Origin of the sequence: Pseudomonas sp. NFACC25 (genome assembly GCF_900100935.1) — a bacterium.
In the GTDB taxonomy this organism is placed as follows: Bacteria; Pseudomonadota; Gammaproteobacteria; order Pseudomonadales; family Pseudomonadaceae; genus Aquipseudomonas; species Aquipseudomonas marginalis.
Genome location: NZ_FMUC01000007.1, coordinates 234,928 through 249,568, shown reverse-complemented (window position 1 = coordinate 249,568; position 14,641 = coordinate 234,928). Strand labels below are relative to the sequence as shown.

11 protein-coding genes and 1 pseudogene are annotated in these 14,641 nt (G+C 58.1%); 11 read left to right on the top strand and 1 reads right to left on the bottom strand.

The window, feature by feature from the left end; all coding sequences use genetic code 11:
• Positions 1–743 precede the first annotated feature (743 nt).
• The 7 genes and pseudogenes from BLQ09_RS17905 (at position 744) to BLQ09_RS17875 (ending at position 6,937) form a co-directional block, all read left to right on the top strand.
• On the top strand, positions 744–920 hold the full coding sequence (locus BLQ09_RS17905) for an AAA family ATPase (protein ID WP_371914526.1): 177 nt from the start codon (positions 744–746) through the stop codon (positions 918–920).
• Positions 880–1,230, top strand: a pseudogene (locus BLQ09_RS31640) (ATP-dependent DNA helicase); the annotation flags it as partial. The gene BLQ09_RS17905 and the pseudogene BLQ09_RS31640, both read left to right, overlap by 41 nt.
• 98 nt (positions 1,231–1,328) lie before the next feature.
• Positions 1,329–1,697: a hypothetical protein gene (locus BLQ09_RS31635; RefSeq protein ID WP_027605757.1), complete on the top strand. Its 369-nt coding sequence runs from the start codon at positions 1,329–1,331 to the stop codon at positions 1,695–1,697.
• Between the two features lie 801 nt (positions 1,698–2,498).
• A complete protein-coding gene (locus BLQ09_RS17890; protein ID WP_027605759.1) occupies positions 2,499–3,701 on the top strand; it encodes a nucleotidyltransferase domain-containing protein in 1,203 nt (400 codons plus the stop codon).
• Positions 3,698–5,416: a ThiF family adenylyltransferase gene (locus BLQ09_RS17885; RefSeq protein ID WP_027605760.1), complete on the top strand. Its 1,719-nt coding sequence runs from the start codon at positions 3,698–3,700 to the stop codon at positions 5,414–5,416. Before BLQ09_RS17890 ends, BLQ09_RS17885 begins: the two co-directional genes overlap by 4 nt.
• Positions 5,406–5,870 carry a Mov34/MPN/PAD-1 family protein gene (locus tag BLQ09_RS17880; RefSeq protein WP_027605761.1) on the top strand — a complete coding sequence of 155 codons (465 nt, stop codon included), beginning with the start codon at positions 5,406–5,408 and terminating at the stop codon, positions 5,868–5,870. The genes BLQ09_RS17885 and BLQ09_RS17880 overlap by 11 nt, the downstream gene beginning before the upstream one ends.
• Entirely contained in the window at positions 5,867–6,937 is a 1,071-nt protein-coding gene (locus BLQ09_RS17875; protein ID WP_027605762.1) for an SAVED domain-containing protein, read from the top strand. Before BLQ09_RS17880 ends, BLQ09_RS17875 begins: the two co-directional genes overlap by 4 nt.
• Positions 6,938–7,134: 197 nt before the next feature.
• On the opposite strand, the gene BLQ09_RS17870 is transcribed toward BLQ09_RS17875, so the two are convergent.
• Positions 7,135–8,049, bottom strand: coding sequence for a LysR family transcriptional regulator (locus BLQ09_RS17870; protein WP_027605763.1), 915 nt, complete (start codon positions 8,047–8,049; stop codon positions 7,135–7,137).
• A gap of 268 nt (positions 8,050–8,317) precedes the next feature.
• Here BLQ09_RS17870 and BLQ09_RS17865 point away from each other — a divergent pair, with 268 nt between their 5' ends.
• The 4 genes from BLQ09_RS17865 (at position 8,318) to pgm (ending at position 14,607) form a co-directional block, all read left to right on the top strand.
• Positions 8,318–9,340: a zinc-dependent alcohol dehydrogenase family protein gene (locus tag BLQ09_RS17865; RefSeq protein ID WP_027605764.1), complete on the top strand. Its 1,023-nt coding sequence runs from the start codon at positions 8,318–8,320 to the stop codon at positions 9,338–9,340.
• Between the two features lie 704 nt (positions 9,341–10,044).
• Positions 10,045–11,463 carry a hypothetical protein gene (locus BLQ09_RS17860; protein WP_027605765.1) on the top strand — a complete coding sequence of 473 codons (1,419 nt, stop codon included), beginning with the start codon at positions 10,045–10,047 and terminating at the stop codon, positions 11,461–11,463.
• On the top strand, positions 11,460–12,866 hold the full coding sequence (locus BLQ09_RS17855; protein WP_027605766.1) for an aminotransferase-like domain-containing protein: 1,407 nt from the start codon (positions 11,460–11,462) through the stop codon (positions 12,864–12,866). Before BLQ09_RS17860 ends, BLQ09_RS17855 begins: the two co-directional genes overlap by 4 nt.
• 97 nt (positions 12,867–12,963) lie before the next feature.
• Positions 12,964–14,607, top strand: a complete 1,644-nt coding sequence (gene pgm / locus BLQ09_RS17850) for a phosphoglucomutase (alpha-D-glucose-1,6-bisphosphate-dependent) (RefSeq protein ID WP_065941427.1) — start codon at positions 12,964–12,966, stop codon at positions 14,605–14,607.
• Positions 14,608–14,641 lie beyond the last annotated feature (34 nt).

Below are 14,641 nucleotides of genomic sequence, written 5' to 3'. Positions count from 1 at the left end.
CTTGCGTGTGTTTTACGAAGGCTTTGACGCTGTTACGCAGAATGCCTTGGCAGTCGTCAGCTTGGCCGTTACCGGGTTAACGCATGGACGGCAAGGCCTCACTCAGTTTTGAGGTGCGCGAGCTCGGCGCCAGGCCGGGCCTTTCTCGGAACACTCGATTGCGTTATATACGGTCGGGAATATGCCCCACAGGGACGGGCGATCCCAAGCGCCGCATCCAGGCAACGCACAACGAACTTGGTACCGCCTGGGTTAAAACCGTGAAAAGCGGCTTTTCGGGCTTCGATTTCAGCTTCAGCCTCCGCCGTACTAGGGGCGCCAGCTCGGGGCTGATGAGCTCGACGAGGGTCTGACTGCGGATTCCACGCTATCCGGACTCTCAGCCCACGAGCATCTAGATATTCATTCTACGTTCATCCGGACAGGAATTCGGAGCGTACTGACGCAGGTTGACATTGTTACTCTGAAGTGATCGCCGTCTTCAGTTTCGTCATGCGTTTGCGCATCGATTCGCTCTGTAGCTCGATGCGATAAGCGTTATGTGGCAGCCGGTCGATGATGGCATCGCCTAGGGGGCGCGCGCCGATCAGCGCACTGATCGATTCTGGGTCAGCGCGCCGTCAGCCACTGGGTCAATTCGACGTCAGTTTACCTTGCGCCAGCTTGGAGCAATTGAGGCAGCATCCATCACGTATCCGTTATTGCACGCTTCAGCTCAATAGGATTTGATCTGCAAAACAAGGATGGAGCCTTTTATGTACCTCGCTGAGCTGACGATCAAAAATTTCCGCAAACTGCGTGACGCCAAGCTGAAATTTCAGCCGGGACTGAACGTGTTGGTAGGCCCAAACAATTTGGGCAAAAGCGCCGTATCGGACCATGGCAGCGACCAAGGCTGCCTACCTCGTAGCAGGTTCTGAGCTGTTCCTGAGTAACTATCAGTATTGGCCAGGGGGTGACGATCGCCCGATCTCGGTCAAGGAATTAGAGGTAGGAATGGAAGACGGGAGTCCGTTTTTCTTCGTCGATACTCACGCAGGGCCAGCACACCTAGTCACCTGGAAGGCGCTAGATTCTGTGACGCGGCTTGGCAGCACAGGCGCTTACACCCATGACCTCGGACGCTACCGGGTTTATCGAACTTTGGTAGAGCAGCCGGCTGTGCTTCGAGCTTTAGTAGCCCGTTACCCGCAAATCCTCGTTGATGAGTCTCAGGATTTGAGCGCGCTGCATCAGGCTATCTTGGAACTCATCATAAAGGCCGGTGCAACGGTGTCCCTCATCGGGGACGTAATCAAGGCATCTACGCTTTTGCGGGCGCTGACGGCATGTTTCTGCACACCTACGAGGCGCGGGCCGGTGTCACCCCATACAAGCTCACTCGAAATTATCGTTCGTTACCACCGATCATCGACATTGCGAACCGACTTTGTGGCAGGAACGACAAACCAGATCGAGATCCCGAGGCGGGGGGAGGTTATTTCATTGGGTACAAATATTCGGAGCTCCCCAGGCTGTTTGACTCGTTCAAAGCTCGAATCGACGAGTTGAAAATGCAGCACGACGATGCGGCAATTCTCTGCAGATCGGCGGATCGAGCGGTGATGCTGGCTGGAAAGGTCGCCCCTCCGGGACAAGGCACCGTTGCCATGTTCAGTGAAGCGGCGTTGCTACGAGATCAGCAAGGGCGCTATTAGGAGTGCTTTAAATGTGTATGCAGAGCTGTCGTCGGTTTGCTGGATGATCCTCCCCACGGACTCAGTACCGAGTTACAAGGTGCCCCGCATGAGGGATGGATGCTGCGGTTGAGGCGACTGCTATGGGCCTTCATTCGCAATGAAGACGCTGGTTTGCCGTCCTCAAATCTCATTGCCAAAACCGATTGGCATCCCTGGCTTGTGAAGAATCTTAAAATCCTGCTTGCGACAATCGAAAAGCAGTTTGGATTGAAGGCAGTTGGCACCCTAGGTAACAAGCTGGCAAAGACCAAGCTTCTGGAGCTCCCTCTTGCTGGTTAGGGTGCAGATGCCAAACAGGGGCCGGGTATCAGGGTAGAGACGGTCCATCGGGTAAAAGGTGAGTCCATCGGCGCAGTGCTGTATGTGGCGAAGAAGCCCAATGTCCAAGCGTTATTGGCAGGCACCGATGGCGAAGAGGGTCGTATCGGTTAGTTGGGCATGTTCAATTTTCGGGTCAGAGTCGCCCGGTGAAGCAGCCTTGTTCGTAACCAAGGCGATCCCGAGGTCGAATAGAGCTGCCTGTGGCCTGAAGACCATTGAATGCATGGTGACGCCACTCCTGGAAGGGAATGGCGAGATCCTGGGCAGCTTGACGTGAGCCACAGCACTCAATACGGATTACATTATCCCCCGATTGAAGGGGCGGTGGTTGGCCCCAGTTCCAAGAGGGGCGCGAATCGAACGGTGGCCACTACCGTCCCCCCAACGGTGGTGGCATATTAGTGCTATAGACAGGCAACATTCAGGGAATAGAGGTCCATGCCGACAAAAACTGCCGAAGATTTTCTGGCCGCGCTAGCGGATGAGCTTGCAATCAGCGAGTCACGTTACGACCAGGCTCGCCGCAGCTATGCATCATTGGGTGACTGGCTGCACCGTCCAGAGTCCACCGTCCTTGCTTACGATCCTCAGGTCTATGTGCAAGGATCATTTCGGCTGGGGACGGCAATTCGTCCTTTAAATGATGAGGAAGAGTACGACGTCGACTCAGTGTGTCTGCTCCGGTTCCTTGGAACGAGAGATCTGACCCAGGCGCAGCTGAAGGAGCTTGTCGGGAACGAGATAAAGGCATACCGCAGAGCCCAGAACATGGTGAAGCCTGTTCGAGAGGGACGGCGTTGCTGGGTGCTTGACTATGCAGATGGTGCCCAGTTTCACATGGATATAGTCCCGGCTGTCCCAAACGCTGAGCGGCAGCGGTTGTTGCTCGAAGCTCGAAATCTTGACCTGAAATGGTCCGAGACGGCGATGGTCATTACGGATCTTGAGTCGCCTGTCTACCATGTGGTTTCCGATGACTGGCAGCGCTCCAACCCGAAGGGTTATGCCGAGTGGTTCAAGGGCAGGATGGGGGAAGTGTTCGAGCGCCGCAAGCGCGCATTGGCGGAGTCGATCAGAGCCAGCGTCGAAGATATTCCAGATTACAAGGTAAGAACACCTCTTCAGTCCGCCATCATGATCTTGAAGCGTCATCGTGACGGCATGTTCGAAGGGCGGTACGACGAACGCCCGATCTCGATCATCATCACGACACTTGCCGCCCATGCTTACAATGGCGAGGAAAAGATCGCTGATGCCTTGTACGCAATCCTCTCGCGGATGCATGACTTCATCGAGCATGATGGATCACACTGCATTATTCGCAACCCTTCCGATCCCCTTGAAAACTTTGCAGACAAGTGGCCTGTACATCCGGAACGGGAGGTCGCGTTTTTTGAGTGGTTGCATCAGGCACGTCAAGATTTTGAGAAGCTAGCGGGCCAGGTTGAGCGTCGCCGTCTGATCGAGAGTGTTCAACCCCGCATGGGGGCTGCCGTCGAGAGGGCTGCCACACGTCTCGGCCCTCTACCTGGCAGCATGCTGAGTCCTGCTTCAGCCGCCGCTGCAATCGCTTCAACAGCCAGTGCCCCAGCTTTTCCGAATACTCGGCGGGAACCTACTTCGCCAAGGGGGTTTGCTTGATCTGGTGGGCGGAGCAACCACGCAGGGCACAGTCGGAGCGTGCTGCGATATCGGAACTGGCAGACAAACATGACTGGCTACAAGCGGTGGTCTGGAGGCTCACCGGGGAGCTACAGATCGCCGTCGACTTCGAGCTGGTAGTGAATGATAGGGTTATTCCACTGACACTGGACTTTCCTGAGTTCTTTCCGGATGTGGTGCCGTCGGTTGTATCCCGCGAAAAGGAACGTCTGTCCGGCCATCAGTACGGCCCATCGGGTGAGCTGTGCTTGGAGTACCGCTCCGACAATTGGATGCCAGAGATCACTGGCGCCATGATGATCGAAAGTGCTCATCGCCTGCTTTCATCCGAACAGGAAACTGGTGAGCCCGCGCCGTCAGATCACAGAGTCCTCCCTGCGCAGCGAGCAAGAAACTCCAAATTCCGCTTCCTCTATTCCAGGGCTGTATGGGCTGGCCTGTTGTCGGTTGAAGAGGGACATGCAGTGGATGCTGAGCTGCAGGAGCATCACCTCGCCGGTGTATACGCCGCTCAGCTTGCACGAATAGGCCCTACAGAGGAGCCCATTTGGCAAGAGCCCAACAGACGTGGCTATGGTGCTACCTCATTGAAAGCAAAGGTAGTCCGCTTGCCAGAGGGGGCTGCAGTCAAGTGTCGAGCAGTCGATGAGCTTGTCGCACTACTAGAGCAGTTTGGCCTTGGAGAGTTGGCATCTGACTTGGTACAAGAGCCGAGCGAGATTGAAGTCATCCTCTTCGACGGACAGAGTATTCAAGCGCTGATGATGTTGGGCCAGGCTGGAGCAAAAACGCTCATCAACTACGACCTGGTATTTGCTGAGCGTGATGGCGCTCGTCTTGATCCCGCATACGTCAACCTCGGGTCTGCCAAGGTTGCGATTGTTGGCTGCGGATCTCTAGGTTCCAAGGTGGCCGTGCAGCTTGCCAGAGTTGGTGTGGGCAAGTTTGTGCTGGTGGATGGCGACATTCTGGCTGTGGGTAATTTGGTTCGTAATGAACTCGATTGGCGGGCGGTGGGGATGCACAAGTCGCAAGCACTGGCCGCTCGCGTGAATGAAGTAAATGCCGATTGCGAAGTCCTCACTCGTACTACTGTGCTCGGTGGCCAAGAGAGCGGAGGGTCAACCGCTACCACGATGGAGTACATCGCAGACTGTGATTTGATCATTGATGCAACCGCCGATCCCACGGTCTTCAACCTTTGTTCGGCCATTGCACGAAGAGCCAAGAAATCATTGTGCTGGGCTCAGGTGTTTGGTGGTGGGGCTGGCGGAATAGTTGTTCGGTTACGTCCAGATATAGATCCCACACCTTTGGAGACCCGTAGGCGCATTGAGGCGTGGTACGCCACTCAGGGCGTCGAATGGCCTGATGAGCCGGCCGCCCAGCCTTATGCTGGGGACGGCGAATCGGGAGTGCCGCTGATAGCCGACGATGCAGACGTCACTGTGATTGCTGCGCACCTGTCTCGCTTTGCCACTGACCTACTTGCTCGTCCCGAAGCGACGATCTTCCCATACTCCGCTTATTTGATTGGCCTGTCTGGAAGATGGCTCTTTACGGCGCCATTCGATGTTAGGCCGATCGATCTTGGCCCAACCGATGGTTGGAGCATGGAGGTACAAGATGGCGACGTTGAGGCCTTCAAGAAATTCTTCGCAGACCTTCTACCAAAGGCCAACGATGCAAGTTGAATTTGCGGATAGCGTCAAGGAGCAGTTGCGAAAGGCGCTCAGAGCGGCGGGTAGTCGAGAGATTGGCGGTGTGTTGATGGGGGAGCAGATTGAGCCCGGTCATTTCCGAGTTGTTGACTTGACGATTGACAGCCAGACGGGAGGGCAAGCCCATTTCGTCCGGAGTTCGGAAGCCCATGCCGAGGCGTTGAATGCGTTCTTCTGCGAAACCGGGCATCAATATGATCGCTTCAACTACTTGGGTGAGTGGCATTCGCACCCTCGATTCCCGGTGACGCCAAGTGCTCAGGACGTTGAGTCTATGGTCGATCTTGTCAACGGTGAGCGCGGTATCGATTTTGCGGTTCTGCTGATCGTTCGGCTGCAATGGTGGCGTAAGATCTCATGTTCTTGCACCTTGTTTCGTCGCCATTTTAGCCCATCACCGGTTGTCATTCTGGAGCATAGACATTGATAAATTACTTCATTAAATCGCTTATCGATTGGGTCTTCAGGCGACGTTCGCCGGGCGTCACACTGATTCGAGTAGGCGTGCCCCTCTTTGGTCTGGTGCTCGTAGGACTGACAGTCGGCATTACGATTCCAACTTCCCAGGGGCCGTTTAACTTTAGCTGGGATACCTCTGGAAGCTCCGGTGCGTTGAGCTGGGGTGTGTTCGCGATAGCTTGTGTGATTGTATTGCTAGGTGGATGGCTGGTCGTTTGTGATATCCGCCGAGAGAGCCGTAAGAAGGTCATCGTGATCGAGGCCAGAGGGTTGAGAGATTGGCAAGGTCAACCTCTGGCTTCAGCGGTTCCCTCATCAATACCCGGTCGCCGTGAGCAGGTGATCAGCGACTTGAGGCAAGGAGTTGTAGACGGGCAGATCGTGAGCCCAGAGGCTGCAGTACGTCGAATTTCAAGCCTGCCGGATGACATTGCACGACGTTGCGATGGGTTGGATCGATCCGATATATCGTTTGTGCTCGGTGGGCTTGCACCGGTGCCATTGCTTTTTCTCCTCGGAGTGATCGTCGACGATGAGTCAAACACGGTCATCATGGACTGGGATCGGCAACTGCGTGCCTGGCGTGGGTTGACCGTTGATGATGACGGTAAACGCTTTGTGGTGGCAGGCTTGGATACCTTGCAAGCAGGGGCGACCCGCGTGGCGCTCTGTGTGTCCGCTTCGTACGATGTTTTGGATGTTGATGTGCAGATCGCTGAAGCAGGAACGCCCATTATCCGGATGGATCTGGAAGGGCGTGGTACCGACACGCATTGGTCCGAGTTGAAACAACAACAACTCGCTCAGCAGTTTCTCGATACAGTTATGTCCTTGGTTCGAAAAGGCGTTACAGAAATAACTTTGTTTCTGGCTGCCCCTGCAAGCCTGGCATTGCGGCTAGGCATGTTGTATGACAAGCGGAATCTGCCTCGCCTGGAGGTCAATCAGTACGAACAGGCCGATCCCAAACGATTCCCTTGGGTAGTGCGCATGCCTGTAGCGGGGGTGCTCCAGCCGGAAATCGTACACCGATGATGTCGCTAAAGTTCTCTTGGCGCTTAGCGAAACACTGATGCTTAGGCAGGATTGCGGGCAGTGGGGGCATCCTTTTCAAACCATCCAAAGCATGCCCTCAGATGTGCCCCCAATGTAGCAATCCACTGGAAGTGCATGGAGCTCCATGGTTTGTGGAAAGGCAAAAATGATCAGATGAACAGCCTGCCCGACGACACCTAAAGACTCTCAGGGTCGCCAAAAAACATCTGTATCCGCGACCGCAACCACCGCTCCCCCGGATCATTGTCCTGCGACCCACGCCAAGCCATATGCAGCTCGAACGAACGCACCGGCAACGGCGGTTCTTCCGCGCGCAACCCCCCTGCGGCGGTCAGTGCCTCGGCGGCATAGTCCGGCACAATGGCGACAATGTCCGTGCCTGCCAGCAATGTCCCCAGCCCGTTGAACTGCGGCACCGCCAGCACCACATGGCGTTTGCGGTCGAGTTTCTCCAGTTCTTCATCGATGAACCCGCTCAAGTCGCCGGCGAACGACACCAGGGCGTGGGGACGGGCGCAGAAGTCGTCCAGGCTCAGGGAGCCCGGGACGCTGTCGGCGCGCAGCAGCTTCGGCAGGCTGCGGCGCAGTACTTTGCGCTTGGCGTTGGCCGGCAGGTCGGCGGTGTAGCTGACGCCGATGGAAATTTCGCCGGAGGCGAGCAGGCCGGGCATCAGGATGTAGTTGACGCGGCGCACTACCAATACGATGCCGGGCGCTTCCGCGCGCAGGCGTTTTAGCAGTTGGGGCAGCAGGGCGAATTCGACGTCGTCGGACAGGCCGATGCGGAACACCGCGGTGCTGGTGGCCGGGTCGAACTCGGCGGCGCGGCTGACGGCGGTGGAAATCGAGTCCAGGGCCGGGGAGAGCAGGGCGAAGATTTCCACGGCCCGGGCCGAGGGTTCCATGCTGCGGCCGGTGCGCACGAACAGGGGGTCGTCGAACAGCCCACGCAGGCGCGACAACGCGGCGCTGATGGCTGGTTGGCCGAGGAACAATTTCTCGGCGGCGCGGGTCACACTGCGCTCATGCATCAAGGTTTCGAATACGATCAAGAGGTTAAGGTCGACACGACGCAGGTCGTTACGGTTCATCTTGTGTCCTGGAAGAGTCAGCTTTATTTGACGAGAACGGCGATATAAGAGCCCTGAAGGTCCATTCAGACGCGTGACCGGTATGAATCTTACGGGGAAAGGCTGGTACTCTGCACCGGCTAATTGAGTTTTCCTACGATACTTGAGGTCTATTCCTCAGATGCGGAATCAATGACAGACATGTCGACTATTAACGGCGACCGGTGGCCTTAGCCGGAAAGCCCAGATAGAGTTCATGGCAATAGAGGTTACTTTGACGAGGTTTGCGATGTCCCGCACGATCCGTTTTCACAAGTTTGGTCCGGCCGAGGTGCTCAAGTGCGAAGAGCATGCAGCCGCGCAGCCCGCACCGGGCGAAGTGCAGGTCCGTGTCGAGGCGATTGGCATCAGCTGGTATGACATTTTGTGGCGCCAGAACCTGGCGTCTTCCCACGCACGCCTTCCATCCGGCCTTGGCCATGAGATGGCCGGGGTGGTCGTTGCCTTGGGCGAGGGCGTGGATGACTTGGCAGTGGGCGATAAAGTGGCCAGTTTTCCGGCCGAGAGCCCCAATGATTACCCGGTGTATGGCGAACAGATCGTCCTGCCCCGTTCGGCCCTGACCCGCTATCCGGACGTCCTGAGCCCCATCGAAGCCAGCGTGCACTACACGCCGCTGCTGATTGCCTACTTTGCGTATGTGGACCTGGCACGGGTCAAGCCCGGGCAGTTTGCCCTGGTGACCGACGCCAGCCATTGCGCCGGCCCTTCGTTTGTGCAACTGGGCAAGGCCCTGGGTGTGCGGGTGATTGCCGCCACCAAGGACAGCGCTGAGCGCGAGTACCTGCTTTCTCTTGGCGCAGAAAAAGTCATTGTCACCGAGGAACAGGACCTGCTGATGCAAATCAACAAGTTCACCGACAACCGCGGTGTCGATGTGGTGTTCGATGGCTTGGGGGGCCCGCAGATGTCGCTGCTCGGTGATGTGCTGGCGCCCCGTGGCAGCCTGGTGCTGTATGGCTTGCAGGGTGGTAACCAGACACCGTTCCCGGCGTGCGCGGCGTTCCAGAAGAACATTCAGTTCTTCGTGCACTGTATCGGCAACTTCACCGGCAAGCCGGAGCTGGGCATCATCCAGGATCAGGTGGCGTTGCAGCGTGCGTTGCGTGACATCAACCAACTGACCGCCGATCGTGTGCTCGTGCCCCTGAAAACCACGGTGTTTCCGTTCAATCAGTTTGTCGAAGCCCACCGTTACATGGATGAATGCCCGTGCCGCGAGCGGGTTGCGTTGCAGGTTGCGGCTGTTTGAGCTGTAGGAGTATTCGTAAATGAGCGCTCCGACGCCTGAGTGAATGGGGCAAATGCGCCATTTGACAGGGCTTAACCCGCCCGCCCCAGAAGCTGCCGACCTGGCACTTTAGCCCACAAATCCGGCCCTCTCTCCCTGACGCCGCCCTGAATCCCAGTGCGGCGTCGTTGCATGTGCACCTTTTACGCGACATCGGTTGTTCATCTGAACTGGTTTTCGGCCCGCTTCTGTATCTATTAATCATTATTCCAACACTGATAATTGCGCCTTCACTTTCATCTCAAGGACTGAGCAATGATTGAATCCATGACTCGGCTGCTGATAGTTGCTCGAACTATCGACGCGGCCCACAGGTGTACTCAGCAAGACAGGTACTTTCATAAAGCGTACCGGCCATGCAAATGGAAAAGTTGTTTGAGCCTATTGTCGGACACTTCTTTAAAAGGCTGGTTAAAAACGCGTAGGACCTTGTCGGAAGACTCCTAAGGCTAACCTTTTAGAAATTTTTACCAGTACTTTCATTAGGTTATGCGCCTGTGCGGGTAAAAGATGCGTCCCGGCAATCCCTGTCGTTTTGTTGCGTGGTGCTAGTGTTTAATCATCGGCGCACAATGCGAGGCGCGATTTTCCTACACGCAAAATAGGTCAAGCAAACACTGTCAGCAGTTGCTTGAAACTGATATTTCAACTCGGGTAGTAGAACTATGAGCACTATTCACGAACAGGCTATGAATCATGTTTACCAGCAAGTTCTGCAACGTCTGATCGGGCACTTCAGTCGCGCGGGACGTACCGCTCTCCAGTTACTGGTCCAGCGAATCATTGTCGCGGCAGGCGGGATGGAACAGGTGGGGGACTTCAAGGTACTGGTGGCCCACGGTGGCGGTGAAGTCAGCAGCTATACCCTGGCGCTGCTGCGAGCTGCTCAACTGACCATTGCCGGTCGCGCGCCACGTACCTTTCAACTGAGGGTCGCGACGTTACGTCACGCGGGCATGACCGAGGGGCAGCTCGATACCCTGAATCGCGGCTACGGCCGGCTGTTTCTCCACGACGACCCGCGTGTCGAGTTGTTGATGGTGGAAAACCAGGAGGTACAACCCTTCAATCACCAGCGTCCGGCCTCAGCGATCGGGCGAAAGATCAGCCAGCGCAATATGTTGATGATGGGCCATGTGAGTGCCGGGGACTGCCGCGCCACCCTGTGCAACGACACTTACCTGGCCGTCGGTGATTTTTACCAGCGTGTCACCACGTGCAATGGCGGCGTCCACGCGCTGGTCAGTGGTGACTCCCCGCGCAGGCAAAGTCAGTTTCTTGCCTGGCTCAAGAAAACCGCCCAGGGCGCAGGCGTCCGAGTTCCCAAGGGCCATCCGCTGTCGCTCAACGCGTTGTTCGCCCACATGGACGAGTGGAGCACCGCTTATTACCAGGATGTGTTCGGTGAGCATTACGTGGCCAGCGATAACCCCAGCACGGCGGGGCATCGTCACTTGGCCTACATCGGCATCGCCGACCTGCTGGAAGATGTCGACATCGCGTCGACCTCCCTGCTGACCGAGTTCATGGCCTACGCTCCCGATCCACTGGGCTTTCACTTCAGCCATCCGGCCTATTCCAATCCGTTGCTGATGGCTCACCTACGTGGGTTGCAGGCCGAATGCCTGCGTGCGCTGGATTATGAGGACGGCGTCGAAGGCTTTGTGCAGCAGGCCGCCGCGTACATGCGCCATTTGCGCATGCCCGACGACTTGCTCATTCAGGCCGGGACCCGCGAAGGGCGCATGCTCTGGAGTACCTACGCCCAGGAGTTCTTCGGCTTGGATGAGACCCAGCTGACCTGCCTGCTGTTTTCACCCTTTGTTCATCACGGAGAGCGACTGGAAGGTTATTTGCGCCAATGTCACCCGGGCATGCTGGTGGCGTTGCCTGAGTTGCACAAAGTCCTCCAGGGCAACGGTTCCGCCGAAATGCTGCAGCAGTGGGTAACGGACACCAGCGGTTTGCCGATGCCCTTGTTGCAGCACCTGTACCGCAAACGGCCGCTGGCCAGAGAAAACGGCATGTGTCGCGCCGCTGCGGCCCAGGGCGCCGCGCAGGCCGTGCCATTGTTCGGGCGATGACCCTGCGCGGCGAGCGTCAGGCGGATTTCGCGTATCAGGCGGTCTATCGCTACATGATCAGCCTGATCAACGAGGTCAGTACCGACACCCGGGTAAAACTGCCGTCGTTACGGCAGTTGGCCGGACGCCTGAACGTGTCCATTTCAACGATCCAGTACGCCTATGCGCTGCTGGAGAAGGAGGGCAGGGTGTATTCGGTGGCCAAATCCGGCTATTACGCCTGGCCGATGTCGGCAAACCCGCTGGCCTGGGCCGGCGGGGATTTGCTTGATCGCCTCTACGCGGCGGCCCGGCGCCCCGGCATGCTGGTACTCAGTGGTGACGAGCCGGCATTGCTGGGCTCCCTGGATGAAACACTGCTGCGGCTCGAGCGGGAACTGGTGCGCCAGTACCCGTCGCATTTGCAGCCCTGGTCCCAGCCCTGCGGTGTATGGGAATTACGCGCAGCCCTGGCCGCGCGCTATACCTCGTCGCCCATGCGCTGCTGGCATGCCGACGACGTGTACATCGGCGCCGACCTGCGCGGCGTGCTGGATATCCTGATCGAAGTGCTGGGCCTGCGGGGCACCACCGTGATTGTCGAGTCGCCCTGCGACTGGCTGATCCTGCGCCTGTTGCAGGACGCCGGGGTGCGCATCATCGAGTTGCCCTGGACGCCGGAGGGTCGTCTGGATCGAACTGTGCTGGGGAAGCTGTTGCGTGATGAGCCGGTGCATCTGGTGTTGCTCTCGTCTTCCGTCAGCCTGCCCAGCGGGGTGGCCATGTCAATCGACGAGCGTCTCGACGTGGCACACCTGCTGGAGCAGTCCGGTTGCTGGTTGCTTGAAAACGACACCTTTGGCGAGCTGGGTTTTGAAGCCCCCCACACCGCATTGCGTGAACGGGTGAACCCTGAGCGGCTGATCGTGTTTTCTTCGTTCGAGAAAGCGCTCGGCTCGGAAGCCCCCTACGGCTACCTGCTGTGCCGGCGCATGAGCAATGAGTTGCAGCGTCAGTTCCTGCTGCGCTCATTCCGTTTATCGTCGATCCGTCAGCGCGCGATTGCCCGTTTGTACCAAAGCGGGCGGATTGACCAGCACCTGCGCACACTGCGCCAACGCCTGAGCGAGCAGGCGGCGCACATGAGCCAGCGCCTGGAACAGCACTTGGGCGACCAGGTGACTTATCGGATGCCGGCTGCCGGTGCCGCGTTCTGGCTGGCCTCCACCCGGGCCGTAGACATGCGCCAGGCATTTCAGCGCCTGCTGGCACGGCAAGTGGTGATCGCCCCCGGGGAGCTGTTCAGTGTCAGTGGCTTGCACCAGCAGCACCTGCGCGTGAGTCACACCTTCCACGGGCAACCCAATCTGGACATTGCCCTGGAAGCATTGAGCGACGCATTGCGCCAGGCGCAGACTGGGTGAAATTTCTCTTAACGATGTAGGATCGATACCGTCGCGCAGCAGTCCAACTCTCAGTAAACTGCCATTTTTTCCGAATCCTTCTATCCGAGGTTTATGCATGACAATCAGTCCTTTTGCGGGCAAGCCGGCGCCGGCCCAGTTGCTGGTGGATATCCCGCGACTGGTCACGGCCTATTACACCGGCCAGCCTGATGCAGCGATCTCCACCCAGCGCGTAGCCTTTGGTACGTCCGGGCACCGTGGCAGCTCGTTCGAACTGAGCTTCAACGAATGGCATGTGCTTGCCATCAGCCAGGCCATCTGCCTGTATCGCGAGGCCCAGGGCATCGACGGCCCGCTGTTCGTTGGCCTGGACACCCATGCGCTGTCGACCCCGGCCGGTGCCAGCGCACTCGAAGTGCTGGCTGCCAACGGTGTGCACGTGATGCTCGCCGAAGGCGATGAATACACGCCAACCCCGGCAATTTCCCACGCCATCATCTGCTACAACCGTGGCCGTACCAGCGGCCTGGCCGACGGCATCGTTATCACGCCGTCCCACAACCCGCCGCAAAGTGGCGGCTACAAGTACAACCCGCCCAACGGCGGCCCGGCCGATACCCACGTCACCAAGTGGATCGAAGCCAAGGCCAACGAACTGCTGGCCAATAAACTGGCCGGGGTCAAGCGCATCACCCATGCGCAGGCGCTCAAGGCCGACACCACCCATCGCCATGACTACCTCAACAGCTACGTGGCCGACCTGATCAACGTGATCGACATGGACGCCATCCGTAGTGCCGGCCTGCGCCTGGGCGTGGATCCGCTGGGCGGAGCAGGGGTGCGCTACTGGTCGGCGATTGCCGAGCACTATCGACTGAACCTGGAGGTGGTGAACACTGAAGTCGACGCCACGTTCCGCTTCATGAGCGTCGACTGGGACGGCCAGATCCGCATGGACCCGTCCTCCAGCTACGCCATGCAAGGCCTGATCGGTCTCAAGGAACGCTTCGACGTGGCCTTCGCCTGCGACCCGGACCATGATCGCCATGGCATCGTGACCCCGTCCGGCGGCCTGTTGGCGCCGAACAACTACCTGGCGGTGTCCATCGACTACCTGTTCCAGAACCGCCCCGACTGGCGCGCCGATGCGGCCGTGGGCAAGACCGTGGTCAGCAGCGGCCTGATCGATCGCGTGGCCGCGCGCATGGGACGGCGCCTGTATGAAGTGCCGGTGGGCTTCAAGTGGTTTGCCGATGGCCTGTTCGAGGGTTCATTGGGCTTTGGCGGCGAAGAAAGCGCCGGGGCGTCGTTCCTGCGCAAGGATGGCACGGTGTGGAGCACCGACAAGGACGGCCTGATCCCGGCCTTGCTGGCGGCGGAAATGACCTCGCGCAAAGGCCAGGACCCGAGCCAGATCTACCGTGGCCTCACCGATGCCTTGGGCGAGCCGTTCGCCATTCGTGTCGACGCCAAGGCCACCCCGGCGCAAAAAGCCTTGCTGGGCAAGCTGTCGCCAGAGCAGGTGACCTCCACGCAACTGGCCGGGGAAAGCATCCAGCAGATCCTCAGCCACGCGCCGGGCAACGACCAGGCGATTGGCGGCCTGAAAGTGATGACCGAAAACGGCTGGTTTGCCGCACGACCATCGGGCACCGAGGACATCTACAAGATCTACGCTGAGAGCTTTATTGGTGAAGATCACCTCAAGCAGCTGGTGCAAGAGGCGCAGGTACTGGTAGACGGCGCCATCTCCCAGTAAAAACGCAAAACCCCTGTGGGAGGAGGATTGCCTT

Bases quoted from the DNA above. Each gene is read 5' to 3' on its own strand.
- BLQ09_RS17905 (WP_371914526.1), top strand. From the start codon at position 744: ATGGAGCCTTTTATGTACCTCGCTGAGCTGACGATCAAAAATTTCCGC.
- BLQ09_RS31635 (WP_027605757.1), top strand. From the start codon at position 1,329: ATGTTTCTGCACACCTACGAGGCGCGGGCCGGTGTCACCCCATACAAG.
- BLQ09_RS17890 (WP_027605759.1), top strand. From the start codon at position 2,499: ATGCCGACAAAAACTGCCGAAGATTTTCTGGCCGCGCTAGCGGATGAG.
- BLQ09_RS17880 (WP_027605761.1), top strand. From the start codon at position 5,406: ATGCAAGTTGAATTTGCGGATAGCGTCAAGGAGCAGTTGCGAAAGGCG.
- BLQ09_RS17870 (WP_027605763.1), bottom strand. From the start codon at position 8,049: ATGAACCGTAACGACCTGCGTCGTGTCGACCTTAACCTCTTGATCGTA.
- BLQ09_RS17865 (WP_027605764.1), top strand. From the start codon at position 8,318: ATGTCCCGCACGATCCGTTTTCACAAGTTTGGTCCGGCCGAGGTGCTC.
- BLQ09_RS17860 (WP_027605765.1), top strand. From the start codon at position 10,045: ATGAGCACTATTCACGAACAGGCTATGAATCATGTTTACCAGCAAGTT.
- BLQ09_RS17855 (WP_027605766.1), top strand. From the start codon at position 11,460: ATGACCCTGCGCGGCGAGCGTCAGGCGGATTTCGCGTATCAGGCGGTC.
- pgm (WP_065941427.1), top strand. From the start codon at position 12,964: ATGACAATCAGTCCTTTTGCGGGCAAGCCGGCGCCGGCCCAGTTGCTG.